Here is a 16,613-nt window from a genome sequence, read left to right on the forward strand (position 1 = left end):
GGGCCATTTAGGCCCTTTTTAGTAGGAGGTAGTATGTCATTTGAAACAACATCTGTATTTGGGCAAATAGGATTAGGCCTGCGCCGAGAAATGCTTGATGAAATGTTAAAAGGTGTCCCTAAACCAATTGATTTTCTGGAGGTAGCACCTGAAAATTGGTTAAAGTTGGGTGGTCGGTTTGGAAAACAGTTTAAGCAATTAACTGAACGCAACGCGTTTGTTTGTCATGGTTTATCTTTGTCTATAGGTTCACCTGCTGAACTTGATGTAGAATTTGTGAAATCACTAAAGGCTTTTTTTAAAGAGCATAATATTCGCTTTTTTAGTGAGCATTTAAGTTATTGTTCAGGTGAAGGGCATATGTATGATTTAATGCCTATTCCATTTACAGAAGAAGCTATCAAACACGTTGTTGCGCGTATTAAACAAGTTCAGGATATCCTTGAGCAGCAGATTGCAATAGAAAATGTTTCATATTACGCTGCGCCAGGTCAAGAAATGACAGAGCTGGAGTTTACTAACGCCGTATTAGCAGAGTCTGATTGTAAGCTTTTAATTGATGTAAATAATATTTATGTTAACTCAATTAATCATGGTTATGATGCGGAGCAATTTTTAAAAGGTTTACCAAGTCAGCGAATTGCTTATGGGCACGTGGCAGGACATTACACAGAAGCTGAAGACTTGCTGGTTGATACACATGGTTCCCCTGTCATTGATCCTGTTTGGCAGCTGCTTGAAAAAGCGTATTCTTTTCACGGGGTGTTTCCAACTCTTCTTGAGCGGGATTTTAATATTCCACCGATGGCGGAGTTGCTAACAGAGCTAAGCACCATTGAAAAATTACAACTTTCAGCAAGTAAGGTGAAATACAGTGCCTAGTCATTTTATAGAAGTTCAGCAACAATTTATGGCCTATATTCGTGACCCAAAACACAATAAAAAGCCAATAAATATTGAAGGGCGTAGAATGGCGATTTATCGTGATCTGTTTTTCAATAATGTTGAAGGTTTTGTAAGCTCTGCCTTTCCCGTTCTAAAGAGCCTGTATACACCAAGTGATTGGCAAAATATAATTCGCCTCTTTTTTAGTCAGCATAATTGTAAGTCTCCATATTTTCTTGATATTGCTGGTGAGTTTTTAGAGTTTATTGCTACAAGTTACTCAAAGCAGCCTACAGACCCTGATTTTATGTTAGAGTTGGCACATTATGAGTGGGTTGAATTGGATGTATCTGTTGCACAACCGCAGGAACACGAAACAGCTTTACAAACAAATCAGGTTACAAATGCGGGTTTGTTTTTAAGTAGTTTGGCACGTAATTTAAGTTATACGTACCCCGTTCATACAATCAGTGTAGACTACCAACCACAAAGCCCGCTTACGGAGCCATGTTATTTCGTTGTTTATCGAGATAGTGATGATGAGGTACAGTTTTTATCAACAAATGCGATGACAGCATTGTTATTAAGTATCATTGAAACGAAACCGGGTATAAATTTAAATTCGCTCTGCCAAGAAGTTGCTAAACACGCTCCTCAATTTAGTCAAGAACAGTTATACCAAGGCGCACTTAATACCTTAAGTGCAATGGCTGAACGTGGTGTGATCGTTACTAAATCATTGCTCTAAAATACCGCAAAAAGCCTTTATTGATAGGGATACATCGACTATCATGTGCGCCTTATTGTGTCGTGCTTAAATAAAGGTAGTAACTATGTCGAATGATAAAGACTTTAAAGATCCGTTCAATGCAACTTATTTTATTGCGTTTTTAGCCGTATTTGCTGGCATTGGCTGTCTAAACGCTATCCTTGGTTGGATCACTGCTTTATCTTAATTTGCGCAAGTAAATTTAAGACACTAGGCTGCATTATGCAGCCTTTTTTATTACTGTTGATACAGTTCAAGGATTAATTTTGGATCTTGCTACCGACTTTCTACGAAGGTGATGTTATACTCTCGAGCTTTGTTAGATAAAATTTTTGAGCAGTATAATTATGACTCAAGCAACTTCAACGCTCATTAAACAGAGCATTGCAACAATTGCTGATTACCCTAAACCGGGTATTATGTTTCGTGACGTAACAACCCTAATGGCAAACGCAGACGCGTTTAAAGCAACCATTGACAGCTTTATTTCAGCGTATAAAGATCAAGGTTTTACAAAAATAATTGGTACAGAATCTCGTGGTTTTATTTTTGGTGCACCACTTTCATATGCACTAGGTATTCCATTTATTCCAGTTCGTAAGCCAGGTAAACTTCCTCGTGAAGTCATTTCACAAAACTATCAATTAGAGTATGGTGAAGATACATTAGAGCTTCATACCGATGCTATAGTTGCTGGTGATAAAGTGTTATTAGTTGATGATTTACTTGCTACAGGTGGCACAATTGAAGCAACAGCAAAACTAGTTGCTAAACTGGGTGGTCATGCAACCGATGCTGCGTTTGTTGTATCTTTACCAGAGCTGGGTGGTGAGCAACGTGTTGCTGATATGGGCATCAAAATTTTAAAGTTGGTTGAATTCGAAGGCGAATAATTAATGAGTTATCAGGTTCTAGCAAGGAAATGGCGACCACAAACCTTTCACGAGTTAGTGGGGCAGTCTCATGTTAAGCAAGCATTGGTTAATGCATTAACACAAAATAGACTCCATCATGCTTATCTCTTTACTGGAACCCGTGGGGTGGGTAAAACAACCATCGCACGTATATTCGCAAAAAGCCTCAACTGCGATAAGGGTATCTCTGCAGAGCCGTGCGGGCAATGTTCAAGTTGTACTGACATTGAAGCCGGCCGTTATATTGATTTATTAGAAATCGATGCGGCTTCACGCACAAAGGTAGAAGATACCCGCGAAATTCTTGATAACGTGCAATACGCACCAACCCGAGGTCGGTATAAAGTTTACCTAATCGATGAAGTTCACATGCTGTCAAAGCATAGTTTCAATGCTTTGCTAAAAACACTGGAAGAGCCACCAGAGCATGTGAAGTTTTTATTAGCAACGACCGATCCGCAAAAATTACCAGTGACGATTTTATCGCGTTGTTTACAGTTTAATTTAAATGCGTTGTCGCAATCAGAAATTCATGAGCAGCTTGCCCATGTTTTACAACAAGAGCAACTCAGCTTTGATGATAAATCATTACAAGCACTTGCGAAAGCCGCTGATGGCAGCATGCGCGATGCGCTCAGCTTAACTGACCAAGCGGTGGCACAAACGAATGGCAATATAAGTTATCAAGCCGTACAGAGTATGCTTGGTTTAATGGATATACACTATAGCCAAACGATGTTAGCCGCAGTACTTTGCCAAGATGGGGATGCGCTGTTAGCTGAGATAAAAAACTTAGTCAGCCGTAATCCTAATTTTGTTGCTTTGCTTGATGATCTGATTGCACTTACTCATTTAATTCAGCTAGTACAGCTGGTGCCCAGCGCAGCAGCACTTGATGAGAGTAATCGTGAGTTTATAGAACAGGTTGCGCAAACAACGGATGCGCAGCAGATACAAGTTTATTACCAGCTACTTTTGAATGGTAAAAAAGATCTGCAATGGGCGCCGGATGCCAAACTAGGTTTTGAAATGATCATGCTGCGTTTGCTCGCATTCCAACCAACGCAATTTGCGCAAAGTCAAACACCAACAAATAGCCAACAGCAGGTTAAACCTAGCGGTGCAGGCGCATTGCGTGATATTTTGAAAAGATCATCGACGCAACGTGAACAAGCAGCTTCAGAGCAAGCACTTTTAGCACAAAGCTCTGCTAAGACAACGGCTGTACCTTCAGAGCCTCAGCCAACACAAGCTGAACCTGTTGAAGCAGAGCCTATTCAAGCTGCTACAGCAGAAATGGCGCAAAGCCCTAAGTCTGCTCAGAAAATTGAAGCAACAGCAGTAGAACAGCTAGATGCTAACCAGCAGCCCCAGCAATCCGCTACAACTGGATTGACCGCAGAAGTTAAAGCTGCGCCACAACAGCAAGAGCAAAGCTTCTCAGAGCAAGTACCTGCAGCTGAATACTCATCACCAGAGTATTCTTCGCAAGATTACATGATTGATCATGATGCGCAAATGGACCCATCACTTGCTGCGCAATACGATGATGTGATGAATAGCGCCTATGATCAGGGCTTTACTGCCAATGAAGTACCTGCGCCTCAGCAACAGCAAACAGCACCAGCACAATTACAACAGCAGCAAAGTCATGCGCAGTCGGCCATTGCTCGTATTTTACAAGACCGCAATATTTCAGGTGCAGGGCGTTTAAGTGGTGCAGCAACGCAAACTAATGCTAAAGCAGAACCACAGCCTGAAGCGAAGCCCAAAGCAGAGCCGCCAGCGCAACAAAGCGCAGTTGCTACGAATCATCAACCTCAGCAGCGACAAGTGGCTGTTGAAGTAAAAAAGCCCAGCCCCCAGCTGACGGGGGAGAGTCATAATAAAGTAAAAAAAGTCGACTTTAGAGAAAAGCATCAAACAATCACCGAAAACTTAGCGCCTGAGTTGCTTGAGCAAATCAACCCACAAAAAGCGCCAGAGCCTGTGATTGAAGAAGCCAGTATTCCTGTACCTGATGATTTTGAAAGCCCGATCAGCAGTATTAAATTTGCACACGAACAAGATGAATGGGCGTATTTAATAAAACGTATGGGGCTAGGTGGTCGAATGCGACAATTTGCATTGCACTCGATTTTCACAAAGAATAATAATCAAATGCACATTGAAGTTGACTCATCACAGCGTCACTTAGACAGTGCAGTACTAAGGCAAAAGCTCAATGCTGCATTAAGTGAAATTTACGGTCATAATGTAGAACTGAGTATCGAGTTTGCTGATGGTGTTATTGACTCTCCGTATTTGATCCAACAAAAGATTGATGCAGGTCGTCATCAACAAGCCATTGATGTAATAAATAGTGATGAAAACATAGTGCAATTTCAGCAGTTATTTAGCGCTATAATCGATGAAAACAGTATTCAGGCATTGTAATTAGTTACAATAGCCCTTATCTTCATGCCAATTAAAGTAGTTTTAGAAAGAGAGACAGTTATGTTTAAAGGTGGAATGGGTAACATGATGAAGCAAGCGCAGCAAATGCAAGAGCGCATGCAAAAAGCCCAAGACGAAATCGCTAACCTAGAAGTAGTAGGTGAAGCTGGTGCAGGCCTAGTGAAAGTAACTATGCTTGGTAACCACAATGTACGTCGTGTTGAATTAGATGAAAGCCTAATGGAAGACGACAAAGACATGATCGAAGATTTGCTTGCGGCAGCGTGTAATGATGCTGTACGCCGTGTTGCAGAAGAAACACAAGAGCGCATGAGCAAAGTAACTGGCGGTATGCAATTACCACCAGGTATGAAAATGCCTTTCTAAGTGACTCTATATGCAACTATCGCCTAGTTTAACACAGCTGATTGAAGCATTGAGATGCCAACCTGGCATTGGTCCTAAGTCGGCACAGCGCATTGCTTTTCATTTGCTTGAACGAGACCGTCAAGGTGGCAAGCAGCTTGGTCATGCATTGACTAAAGCTATGGATGAAGTAGGACATTGTCAGTCGTGTCGTACTTTTACAGAGCAACCCGTGTGCGATATCTGTTTAAGTGTTAAACGTCAAGATAGTGGTTTATTGTGTGTGGTAGAATCACCAACCGATGTGCTGGCTATTGAGCAAACCGGTCAATACCAAGGGCTTTACTTTGTATTAATGGGTCACTTGTCGCCAATTGATGGCATAGGACCAAAAGAGATTGGCCTTGATATTCTTGAAAGCAGGTTGCAACAAGGTGGCATTAATGAGGTGATCCTCGCAACCAACCCAAGTGTTGAAGGTGAAACCACAGCCCATTACATTGCAGAGCTTTGTCATAAGTACCAAGTAGGTGCATCTCGTATTGCTCATGGTGTCCCTGTTGGTGGTGAGCTCGACTTACTTGATGGTATGACACTGATGCATGCATTTAGTGGGCGACGCGCCGTAAACCAAAACTAAGCATTTAGCGCTAACCTGATTTTTCATTAGTTTGTATCTTCAAATAAGGTTAACTGTTTGGTTTTTAGAAGGATATAAAATAACAAACATGAGCAATTTAATTGTTCCTCTACCTAAAGCATTTGATGCGAAGGTAAAAGATGGGAAGGTTTATGTAGAAAGTCCTAAAGTTATGTGTGTCTATAGTGCTGAAAGTGCATATATGACTTATGAATTTTTGAGTCTTATTGAAAGTTATGTTTTTGATTACAATGTTGGAGTGACTATAAGCTTTGAAAATTTAGAGTATTTCTCAGCTGCAGCTTCATTACTAATTTTCGCAACAGTTAGTAAGTGTCAGATTGGCGTTAAAGATCACTCTAAAATTGAAGTGTTATTTCCTAAGAATGATGCAGTGTTAAAGTTGATGGCAAGTTCAGGCCTGAAGCTTGCACTCAAGCAGGGAGGAATTGCTAAAGTTAGAAAGCTGATTGATAGCAATAATCAATATTTGAGCGGAAGTGAAGTAAGTATTGAAAATTATCAAAAGGTGTTGACAGCGACATTGCTAAACTTGGATAAGCACGGTGTAAATTTTTCTAATACAAAATCACAAATTTTTGTTAAAGGTATGCAGGAAGCTATACTCAATGTTAAATATCATGCATATAATGATGAATTTATACGCGACTTTTTATTAACAAAACAGGTGAAGTCTAAATTTTCGTTTCATGAAGAAACAGGCCGAGGGCGATGGTGGCAATGCTGTTGGCATGATGTGTCAAATAATAAGTTGATTTTTATAATTTATGATGATGGAGAAGGAATTGTAAATTCGATAAAACGCTATTATAGGAATAGTCCAGAACATTCTGATAAATTGAATTTACCAGATTCTACTCTATTAGGAAATGCAATGAAGCTAGGTGTTTCGCGGACTGGAATCAAAGAGAGGGGGAAAGGTTCTGCTGATATTATTAACACAGCTTGTACATTCCCTAGTTCGCACTTGATAGTTATGAGTGGTTTAGGGCACTATAGGCATGATTCAGCTGGAATTAATACCACTCAGCTACCATTTGAAATAAAAGGAACCTTAGTTCAATGGGTGATAAATTATGTTGAAGAGAACCAAGATGATATATGACTTAAGAGACTTTTCAAAAGCTCCATTTGGCCGTTATAAGTCAGATGGTGAGTTTAGTGGAGAAGCGTTTAGAGAAATTTTGGCAAATAAGCTTAAATATTCTCAGGAGCATAATGAACCACTAATCATAAAGTTGGATAATGTTTATGGTTTAGGTTCATCATTTTTAGAAGAGTCATTTGGCGGGCTAGTCAGGAAGGGACTTTTTACCAAAGAAGAGCTTTTAGAAAGTAGTCCTAGGCTCCTTCAGATTGAGACAGAGTTTGACTTTTACGCAATAGAAATTGAAAGCTATATTCGCGAAGCTCAAAGCTGATGTTGATATTTTTGCGAGAGTGGCAACCGCTGATAACTCCCGTACTAATTTTTGTTGGGTGGCTAGTAATTAGAAAGAATGGACTTCACTTTGCGAAGCGGAGCGAAGTCAATGGAATAGTGAAAGATATTCAATTAACCTTAGACTCAATTTTAAATGAATGTAAGGACTATTGGTTGGAAGATGATTGCTTTTTAGTCGAGCAATCTTTTCAGGTTCACATAACCCAAAAGCTCCAAAAACTAGATGAAAAAAATAAGTCTTTAGAAGCTTATGATGTTTTTGTTTCCACAGATCTAGTAGTTTCTCTTCGAAAATCAATATCATTAGATTTCAAGAACACTTTACTAGATAAACAAAATGGATATAACATAGATACTAAAAGAAAAATAAGACTACAGAAGTACATAGAGATAAGTACATCTGTTTCTGAATTTTATATCCATCTTGATAAGCTTCTTTGTGATATTAATCAGAGGAAGAAGTATAATATATATCAGCCTTTTAACGGATTTCTTTTCGGCTTTTTAATTTTTTTACTTTTCTACTGGCTTTCCTGATACTAGTCCGTTTATTAATTTTTATGTATCGTAAATACACAAATTTGAGATAGCTTTTAAAAATTACTCTCCGTTTTACCCGTAAATTTAATTTTTTGCCTTGAAGTTCAAAAAGCCTGCCCCATATAAAGAGTCATAGTGCAGATAAGACACTTTGTTAATTGGAGATTTACACAATGACTGCAGCACAAAAAGAAACATTAGGCTTTCAAACAGAAGTCAAACAATTATTAAACCTGATGATTCACTCTCTTTACTCTAATAAAGAGATTTTCCTACGTGAGCTGGTATCAAACGCGTCAGATGCGGCAGATAAATTGCGTTTTCTAGCGCTTTCAAATGGCGATTTATACGAAAATGATGCGGATTTAAAAGTACGTATCAGTGCCGATAAAGACGCAAACACGGTAACCATTACTGATAACGGTATTGGTATGAGCCGTGAAGATGTGATCAATTCATTAGGTACGATTGCAAAATCTGGCACCGCAGAATTTTTCCAAAACCTAACAGGTGACCAAAGCAAAGATTCACAATTGATTGGTCAATTCGGCGTCGGTTTTTACTCAGCATTTATCGTGGCTGATAAAGTAACAGTGCGCACGCGTAAAGCGGGTGAAAGCCAAGGTATTGAATGGCAGTCAGCGGGCGAGGGCGAGTACACGTTACAAGAGATTGATAAGCCTGCGCGTGGTACGGAAATCATCCTTCATCTTCGTGAAGACGAAACAGAGTTTGCTGATGAATTCCGTTTACGTAGCATCGTAACTAAATACTCAGACCACATTTCTATTCCAGTTGAAATGTATAAAGCAGAAGTACCTGAATCTGAAGGGCCTGATGGTGAGAAAATTCCAGCACAGCCAGGTGAGTGGGAAGGTATTAACCGCGCGACTGCACTGTGGACTCGTGACAAGTCAGAAGTCACAGACGAAGAGTACAAAGAGTTTTATAAACACATTGGTCATGATTGGGAAGAGCCACTAAGCTGGGCACATAACAAGGTTGAAGGTAAAACAGAATACACGAGCTTGTTATACATCCCGAAAAAAGCACCTTTCGATTTGTGGAACCGTGAGCGTCAATCAGGTTTAAAACTGTATGTACAACGCGTTTTCATTATGGATGACGCTGAGCAATTCATGCCAAGCTACTTACGTTTTGTGAAAGGTTTACTTGATTCAAACGACTTACCACTAAACGTGTCGCGGGAAATCTTGCAAGACAACAAAGTAACGCAAGCAATCCGTAAAGGTTGTACATCGCGTGTACTTAAAATGCTTGAGCGAATGGCGAAAAACCGTGAAGAAGATTATCAATCTTTCTGGAACGAATTTGGTCAGGTGTTAAAAGAAGGCCCTGCAGAAGACATGGCAAACAAAGAAGCCATTGCTAAGCTACTGCGTTTCGCTTCTACACACACTGATGAAAGCACACAAAATGTATCGCTTGAACAATACATTGAGCGTATGAAGCCAGAGCAAGACAAAATCTACTATGTAGTTGCTGATTCATTCGCCGCAGCGAAGAGCTCACCGCACTTAGAGATTTTCCGTAAGAAAGGCATCGAAGTATTGCTATTAAGTGACCGTGTTGATGAGTGGATGATGAGCTACTTAACTGAGTTCAACGAAAAATCATTCCAGTCAATCACCCGTGGTGACTTAGATTTAGGCAACATGGATGATGAAGAAACCAAAAAAGCGCAAGAAGAGTCAGAAAAAGAAGTTGCTGGCCTAGTTGAGCGTATTAAAACAGCCCTAGGTGATAGCGTTAAAGACGTACGCTTTACGCACCGTCTAACTGACTCGCCAGCATGTGTTGTTGCTGATGAGCACGATATGAGCTCACAAATGCAAAAGTTAATGGAATCTGTTGGTCAGACAGTGCCTGAACAAAAGCCAATTTTTGAGCTTAACCCAGAGCATCAGCTTGTTAAACACCTTAATGTTGAACAAGATGAAGACAAGTTTGCTCAGTGGTCACACGTATTGCTTGATCAAGCGTTACTAGCAGAACGCGGTACTTTAAAAGACCCTGCTGGCTTTGTAACTCGCTTAAATAAACTTATGCTAGATATAAGCAAATAAGCGTTATAGCTGAATGAGTTGGGAAAGGGAGCAAGGCTCCCTTTTTTATTGCTGCTAATATAGGCAATTGGTATAAGTTACTTGAGGTATAGCCTCAGTTGTGGAAGAATTCAGGCTTTAAAAACAAAACTCCACTGATCGACCATTTTTAAGATTAGTATCACACAGAGGACAATGATATGCGCATTATTCTTTTGGGCGCGCCGGGTGCAGGTAAAGGTACTCAAGCTCAGTTTTTGATGGACAAATACGGTATTCCACAAATTTCTACGGGCGATATGCTGCGTGCAGCAATTAAAGAAGGTACACCACTTGGTCTTGAAGCTAAAAAAGTAATGGATGCAGGTCAATTAGTATCTGATGAAATTATCATCGGTCTAGTTAAAGAGCGCATTGCTAAGCCAGATTGCGAAAAAGGTTTTTTACTAGATGGTTTCCCTCGTACTATTCCTCAAGCAGATGCAATGAAAGAAAATGGCGTGGTAGTTGATCACGTTATCGAATTTGACGTTGCTGACGAAATCATCGTTGAGCGTATGGGCGGTCGTCGCGTACACCCAGGTTCTGGTCGTGTATACCATGTTGTTTACAACCCACCTAAAGTTGATGGTAAAGACGACATAACTGGTGAAGATCTAATCATTCGTGATGACGACACTGAAGAAACAGTGCGTAAGCGTTTAGGTATCTACCATGACCAAACTAAACCATTAGTTGATTACTACCAAGCTGAAGCAAAAGCAGGTAACACGCAGTACCATAAATTAGACGGTACACAAGCTGTTGAAACAGTAAGCCAACAACTTGGTGAGTTACTTGGTTAATCTTAGGATTAACTGAGCAATAAAAAACCGCCTTTTGGCGGTTTTTTGCTCAATGAGGCTTTAAAGCTTTTTTAAAGCCTCAATTGCACCACTGTAATCAGGCTCTTTCGATAAGTTATCAACAAGTTGTTTATAGACGATTTTGTGCTCGTCATTTAAAACAAATACGGCGCGGGTTAATAAACCCATATCTTTAATAATTAAACCATATTGCTCGCCGAAATTACGCCACACAGAGTCCGAAAGTGCCGTCACTTTGTCTATATTCTCCGCTTTACAAAAGCGCTTTTGCGCAAACGGTAAATCAGCACTTAAAGTCAGCATCGCGATACTAGGGTATTCGGCAGCTACTTTTTCATTAAAATGTTTAGTCTGAATACTACACACACCTGTATCTAGGCTTGGCACCACACTAATAAGTACCGCTTTGCCTTTGTAGTCATTTAGGGTGACTGGTGTAAAGCTATCATCTACTACTTTAAAATTAGGTGCTTGTTGACCAACTTCAACACCTTGACCTAGTAAAGTAACTGGTTTTGATTGAGCAGATACTTTACCCGCATCAAGGGTGTTTTCTGGTAACTCGCTTGCGTAACTAAATGTACACAGTGAGCCAATTGCAAATATCAATGGGCGTATCATAACTTCATTCCTTCAAATTAACGCATTTTACATCAGTGTATTATACTGAGTTAATAGCGCCAAGGTTTACAGTAATTTAAAATTGTAAATAAAGGGTAGTTTGATTAACATGTGTACGCAGCTCGATTTTTATTAATAATAACAATAATAAAGTTAGTTTTTTGTGTTTGTGACTAGTTAAAAAGTGCGGATTTAGAGAGAGTGTATGTCGACATCGGTATTAGTGTGTGATGATTCAAAATTAGCGCGTAGGCAATTAGCGCGCTCTTTACCAGATGATTGGGATATCAAAATTGAATTTGCAGAAAATGGAGTTCATTGCATCGAGCAAATCAAGGTACTCCAGCCAGAAATATTATTTCTGGATTTAAATATGCCTGAAATGGATGGCTATGAGGTTTTACAAGCCATTCAAGAGCAAGGGCTACATGTCCTGACTGTCGTCGTGTCTGGCGATATTCAACCTAATGCACATCAACGTGTCCTTGAGTTAGGGGCTATCGACTTTATTCAAAAGCCTTGTTCACCTGAAAAACTCGCAAGTATAATTGAGTATCATGGCATTAAAGATAAAGCCATGCGTGAGCGTCTAGCAAATAAGTTGGGTGAGCAGGTCGATCCTGATGTACGAGATATATATCAAGAACTCACAAATGTGGCGATGGGTCAGGCAGGCGACTTACTCGCGCGCTTACTCAATGTGTTTGTCAAGTTGCCTATTCCTAATGTGAATGTATTAGAAGTGAATGAGCTAGATATGGCACTTCGCTCTATTGATGCAAATGCTTCAACGTCTGGTGTTTGCCAAGGTTTTATTGGTGGGGGAGTATCAGGAGAAGCTCTGCTACTTTTGAATGATTCAAGCTTTAAAGAAATCGCCTCATTAATGAACTACGAAGGTGAGTTAAACAATAAAGTTGAGCTTGAATTGTTAATGGATGTCAGCAACATTTTAATTGGTGCTATTTTATCAGGGCTCTCTAAGCAGCTTGATATGCGCTTCAGCCAAGGCCATCCTGTTGTTCTAGGTCAGCATTGTGATGTCTCTGACTTAGTCAAAGCTAATAAATCTCGCTGGCAACGAACGCTGGCCATCGAGATCAGCTACGGCATTGAAAATCATAATATCAATTGTGATTTGATGTTGCTATTCACCGAGGACTCGTTGAAGACCTTAAAATATAAAGTAGCTTATTTACTAGAAGATTAAACTTATGCCAGCAGCCGACTTTAATATGAATGAACTCCATTGGTTAATGGATATGTTTAATACTGTTGATGTAGGCCTTGTGGTGCTCGACAGGGACTATAAAGTGTGTATTTGGAATGGCTTTATGGAGAACCATTCAGGGCTATTACCAAGTGCGGTGAAAGATAAAGATCTGTTCGATTTATTTCCATCAATTGATGAAAAGTGGTTTCGAAGTAAATCCGAGTCGGTATTTATTCTTAATAATCGCTCATTCACCATATGGGAACAGCAACCATATATTTTCCGCTTTAAGAACTACCGACCTATTACTGGCAAAGCGGATCATATGTATCAAAACGCGACTTTTATACCGCTAACCACGACGACAGGTGAAGTTTCTCATATTTGTATCATTATTTACGATGTTACCGACGAAGCTGTGAATAAAAAAGAACTTGAAGAAGCAAACTCAAAACTTGAGCTAATGAGCCGTACGGATGCATTAACACAACTGACAAACCGCGGGTTTTGGGAGCAAAAACTTCGCAAAGAATACATGCGTATTGTGCGAAGTGGTGGTTGCAGTACATTATTGATGTTCGATATTGATCATTTTAAAAACGTTAATGATGAACACGGACACAGCGGGGGCGATGAAGCGTTACGCCATGTTGCAGACTTGCTGCGTAAAACCCTACGAGAAACCGATTTAGCAGGTCGCTACGGTGGGGAAGAGTTCGCCATTACGCTACTGGATACCGACTATGATGGTGCCGTTATATTTGCAGAAAGGTTACGTGAGTTAATTGAGAACTCGTCAATCTACTACAAAGAACAGCAAATCAAATTAACGGTAAGCATTGGTTTTGCTTGTTTTGACGAAAAATTTGATCGTTATGAAAAATGGATTGAAGCGGCAGATAACGCGCTTTACCATTCAAAAGAAAATGGTCGAAACAAAGTAACAGCCTATTCAGATTTAAAAGACTAAAGGTGTTTAGCACTTTAGTCTTTTTAAGATTCAAACTATTCAGTAGCGTGTCTTGTATCACTTGCTGGGCACTCGCCTATTACAGAGATCTCACCAGTTGCTGACTCTTGTTCTAGTTTTACCTTAAAGCCCCATAATCTATAAAGATGTTTTAATACTTCATCTTTAGATTTAGCAAGGGGGATACTGTTATGAGGCACGTAACGCAATGTGAGTGAGCGATCGCCTCTTATATCAACATTATAAATTTGTATATTAGGCTCGTGATTACTTAGGTTGTATTGGGCTGAAAGCGTCTCTCTTACTTGGTGGTAACCTATTTCATCATGAATAGCTCCGACATTAAGCGTTGGTTCTTTTTCGTGATCGATAATGGTAAAGAGCTTAAAGTCACGAATAATTTTTGGTGATAAAAACTGGCTTATAAAGCTCTCGTCTTTAAAGTTTTGCATTGCAAAGTGGAGTGTTTCCAGCCAATCACTGCCAGCATATTCTGGAAACCACTTTTTATCCTCCTCGGTCGGGTTTTCACAAATGCGGCGAATATCAACCATCATGTTAAAACCAAGGGCATAAGGGTTAATCCCTGAATAATAATTACTGTTGTAGGGCGGTTGATACACTACATTGGTGTGGCTTTGTAAGAACTCGAGCATAAAGGCATCAGTGAGCTTACCTTCATCATATAGGTGGTTCAAAATGGTGTAATGCCAAAATGTTGCCCAGCCTTCATTCATCACTTGGGTTTGTTTTTGAGGGTAAAAATATTGCGAAATTTTACGCACAATACGAATGATTTCGCGCTGCCATGATTCAAGCAGCGGGGCATTTTTTTCTATAAAATACAGGATGTTTTCTTGCGGCTCTTCTGGGAAGCGGCGTTCGCGTTTTTTAGATTCTTGCTGTGAGGTTGGAATGGTACGCCACAGTTCATTAACTTGAGATTGCAAGTAATCTTCACGTTCTTGCTGGCGCTTTTGCTCTTCGTATAGCGAAATACGTTGTGGGCGTTTATAGCGGTCAACACCATAATTCATCAAGGCATGACATGAGTCGATGAGGTTTTCGACCTCGTTGATACCGTATTTCTCTTCGCACTTAGCAATATAATTTTTGGCAAATAATAAGTAATCAATAATTGAACTGGCATCAGTCCAAGTTTTAAAAAGGTAATTGCCTTTAAAAAATGAGTTGTGACCATAGCAAGCATGGGCCATCACCAAAGCTTGCATTGGTAGCGTGTTTTCTTCCATTAAATAGGCAATACACGGGTCTGAGTTAATTACAATCTCATAAGCGAGGCCCATTTGCCCACGTTTATAGTTTTGTTCGGTTTGAATGAACTTTTTACCATACGACCAGTGACTATAACCAATCGGCATACCCACACTCGAATAGGCATCCATCATCTGCTCAGCGGTTATTACCTCAATTTGATTCGGGTAAGTATCGAGCTTATAAATATTCGCTACCCGTTCAATCTCAGTTTGATATTCTGCTAATAAGTCAAATGTCCAATCAGGACCGTCGCTAATACGTTTATCGGCCATACTTTACCTCACTCGCAAGGCTATGCGGCGCCTTGTTGCTGACGATTCTTTTTAAATAATTCACGGAAAATAGGGTAAATGTCCTCAACGCCACGGATATGTTGCATTGCAAAATTGTCGTGGGTTTGCGCTATAGATTGATACTCACGCCATAAGCTTTGATGAGCACGGGCAGTAATTTCGATATAGGCGTAATAGCGCACCGCCTTTAACAGTTTATTACGTAAAATTTCGCCACAGTTTGGCGAGTCATCGGCCCAGTTGTCACCATCAGAGGCTTGTGCTGCGTATATGTTCCACTCTTCAGGGTTATAACGCTCGGCGATGATTTCGTTCATCAGTTTCAATGCACTTGATACTATAGTGCCACCCGTTTCCTGAGAATAGAAAAACTCCTGTTCATCCACTTCTTTAGCTTGAGTGTGATGGCGAATATAGACGACTTCTATATTTTTGTAGCTACGGGTTAAAAATTGATAAAGCAAAATATAAAAGCGTTTTGCCATGTCTTTGGTCACTTGATCCATCGAGCCTGACACATCCATTAAACAAAACATCACGGCTTTGCTTGTAGGGTGTGGTCGTTTTTCATAGTTACGAAAACGTAAGTCGTAATTATCAATAAAGGGCACTGCTCTAATACGACTTTGCAGCTCCTCGATTTGCCGTTCAAGTAAAGCAATGGCCGCCTTGTCTGGTTCTTCCTCTGCTTGTAGCAGTGCTAGTTGACCCTCAAGCTCAGCAAGGTGGCGCTTTTTGCCTGCGGTCATTGCTACTCTACGAGCAAGTGAACCCTGCAGTGAACGAACAATATCAATATTACTGGGCATGCCATCATTACAAAAACCAGCACGATGGGTTTTCATTTGTACGAGTTTATCGAACTGATTTTGTTGTAGATTAGGCAACTCAAGATCTTCGAACAACAAGTCTAAGTATTCGTCTTTAGAAATAGAGAACACAAAGTCATCTTGCCCCTCACCGGAGTCACTGGCTTCACCTTCACCACTGCCACCCCCTTGGCCGCCTCCCTGCGGGCGCTTGATTTTGTCGCCCGTAGAAAATTGGTCATTACCTGGGTGGATCTGTTCACGGTCGCCACCACGTCCTTGATGAAAAATAGGCTCACTAATATCACGTTGCGGAATAGAAATACTCTCGCCGCTGGTGGTATCGGTGACGCTGCGCTTATTAATGGCATCAGATACCGCTTCTTTAATCTGTTTTTTATAACGCCTGATGAACCGTTGACGATTCAAGGTACTTTTGTTTTTTCCATTCAGGCGTCGGTCAATAAAATGCGCCATAACAA

Annotated in this window: 17 protein-coding genes; 14 read left to right on the forward strand and 3 right to left on the reverse strand. The window is 40.2% G+C overall.

What is annotated here, in order from left to right; translation table 11 throughout:
* The first annotated feature begins 33 nt into the window (after positions 1-33).
* From PAARA_RS19955 to adk, 12 genes are all read left to right on the forward strand, one after another.
* Positions 34-882, forward strand: a complete 849-nt coding sequence (locus PAARA_RS19955; protein ID WP_062570722.1) for an HvfB family MNIO-type RiPP peptide maturase — start codon at positions 34-36, stop codon at positions 880-882.
* Positions 875-1,633 carry an HvfC family RiPP maturation protein gene (locus PAARA_RS19960; protein ID WP_276325285.1) on the forward strand — a complete coding sequence of 253 codons (759 nt, stop codon included), beginning with the start codon at positions 875-877 and terminating at the stop codon, positions 1,631-1,633. Before PAARA_RS19955 ends, PAARA_RS19960 begins: the two co-directional genes overlap by 8 nt.
* 85 nt (positions 1,634-1,718) lie before the next feature.
* Positions 1,719-1,841, forward strand: a complete 123-nt coding sequence (locus PAARA_RS20930; protein WP_256213662.1) for a hypothetical protein — start codon at positions 1,719-1,721, stop codon at positions 1,839-1,841.
* 160 nt (positions 1,842-2,001) lie between these two features.
* Positions 2,002-2,547: an adenine phosphoribosyltransferase gene (gene apt / locus PAARA_RS19965; protein WP_062570723.1), complete on the forward strand. Its 546-nt coding sequence runs from the start codon at positions 2,002-2,004 to the stop codon at positions 2,545-2,547.
* A 3-nt stretch (positions 2,548-2,550) separates the two neighbouring features.
* Entirely contained in the window at positions 2,551-5,004 is a 2,454-nt protein-coding gene (dnaX, locus tag PAARA_RS19970; protein ID WP_062570724.1) for a DNA polymerase III subunit gamma/tau, read from the forward strand.
* A 60-nt stretch (positions 5,005-5,064) separates the two neighbouring features.
* Positions 5,065-5,391, forward strand: a complete 327-nt coding sequence (locus tag PAARA_RS19975) for a YbaB/EbfC family nucleoid-associated protein (RefSeq protein WP_016707773.1) — start codon at positions 5,065-5,067, stop codon at positions 5,389-5,391.
* Between the two features lie 10 nt (positions 5,392-5,401).
* Complete coding sequence (gene recR, locus PAARA_RS19980; protein ID WP_062570725.1) at positions 5,402-6,010, forward strand: recombination mediator RecR; 609 nt, start codon at positions 5,402-5,404, stop codon at positions 6,008-6,010.
* Between the two features lie 88 nt (positions 6,011-6,098).
* Positions 6,099-7,136 carry a hypothetical protein gene (locus tag PAARA_RS19985; protein ID WP_062570726.1) on the forward strand — a complete coding sequence of 346 codons (1,038 nt, stop codon included), beginning with the start codon at positions 6,099-6,101 and terminating at the stop codon, positions 7,134-7,136.
* Complete coding sequence (locus tag PAARA_RS19990) at positions 7,126-7,452, forward strand: STAS-like domain-containing protein (protein ID WP_062570727.1); 327 nt, start codon at positions 7,126-7,128, stop codon at positions 7,450-7,452. The genes PAARA_RS19985 and PAARA_RS19990 overlap by 11 nt, the downstream gene beginning before the upstream one ends.
* 119 nt (positions 7,453-7,571) lie before the next feature.
* A complete protein-coding gene (locus tag PAARA_RS19995; RefSeq protein ID WP_157066245.1) occupies positions 7,572-8,012 on the forward strand; it encodes a hypothetical protein in 441 nt (146 codons plus the stop codon).
* Positions 8,013-8,188: 176 nt separating this feature from the next.
* Positions 8,189-10,102, forward strand: a complete 1,914-nt coding sequence (gene htpG, locus PAARA_RS20000) for a molecular chaperone HtpG (RefSeq protein ID WP_062570729.1) — start codon at positions 8,189-8,191, stop codon at positions 10,100-10,102.
* 179 nt (positions 10,103-10,281) lie between these two features.
* Complete coding sequence (gene adk, locus PAARA_RS20005) at positions 10,282-10,926, forward strand: adenylate kinase (protein ID WP_058585238.1); 645 nt, start codon at positions 10,282-10,284, stop codon at positions 10,924-10,926.
* A gap of 60 nt (positions 10,927-10,986) precedes the next feature.
* On the opposite strand, the gene tpx is transcribed toward adk, so the two are convergent.
* Positions 10,987-11,568 (reverse strand): thiol peroxidase, encoded by a 582-nt coding sequence (gene tpx / locus PAARA_RS20010; protein ID WP_062570730.1) that lies wholly within the window; start codon positions 11,566-11,568, stop codon positions 10,987-10,989.
* 205 nt (positions 11,569-11,773) lie between these two features.
* Here tpx and PAARA_RS20015 point away from each other — a divergent pair, with 205 nt between their 5' ends.
* Positions 11,774-12,778 (forward strand): response regulator, encoded by a 1,005-nt coding sequence (locus tag PAARA_RS20015; protein ID WP_062570731.1) that lies wholly within the window; start codon positions 11,774-11,776, stop codon positions 12,776-12,778.
* 4 nt (positions 12,779-12,782) lie between these two features.
* Positions 12,783-13,751 carry a sensor domain-containing diguanylate cyclase gene (locus PAARA_RS20020; RefSeq protein WP_062570732.1) on the forward strand — a complete coding sequence of 323 codons (969 nt, stop codon included), beginning with the start codon at positions 12,783-12,785 and terminating at the stop codon, positions 13,749-13,751.
* Between the two features lie 35 nt (positions 13,752-13,786).
* Here the strand turns inward: PAARA_RS20020 and PAARA_RS20025 are convergent, their stop codons facing one another.
* Together PAARA_RS20025 and PAARA_RS20030 are read right to left on the reverse strand one after the other, a co-directional pair.
* Complete coding sequence (locus PAARA_RS20025) at positions 13,787-15,301, reverse strand: SpoVR family protein (RefSeq protein WP_062570733.1); 1,515 nt, start codon at positions 15,299-15,301, stop codon at positions 13,787-13,789.
* Positions 15,302-15,321: 20 nt separating this feature from the next.
* Complete coding sequence (locus PAARA_RS20030; RefSeq protein ID WP_062570734.1) at positions 15,322-16,608, reverse strand: YeaH/YhbH family protein; 1,287 nt, start codon at positions 16,606-16,608, stop codon at positions 15,322-15,324.
* Positions 16,609-16,613: the final 5 nt, after the last annotated feature.

This window comes from Pseudoalteromonas arabiensis (assembly GCF_001550155.1).
GTDB classification, from domain to species: domain Bacteria; phylum Pseudomonadota; class Gammaproteobacteria; order Enterobacterales; family Alteromonadaceae; genus Pseudoalteromonas; species Pseudoalteromonas arabiensis.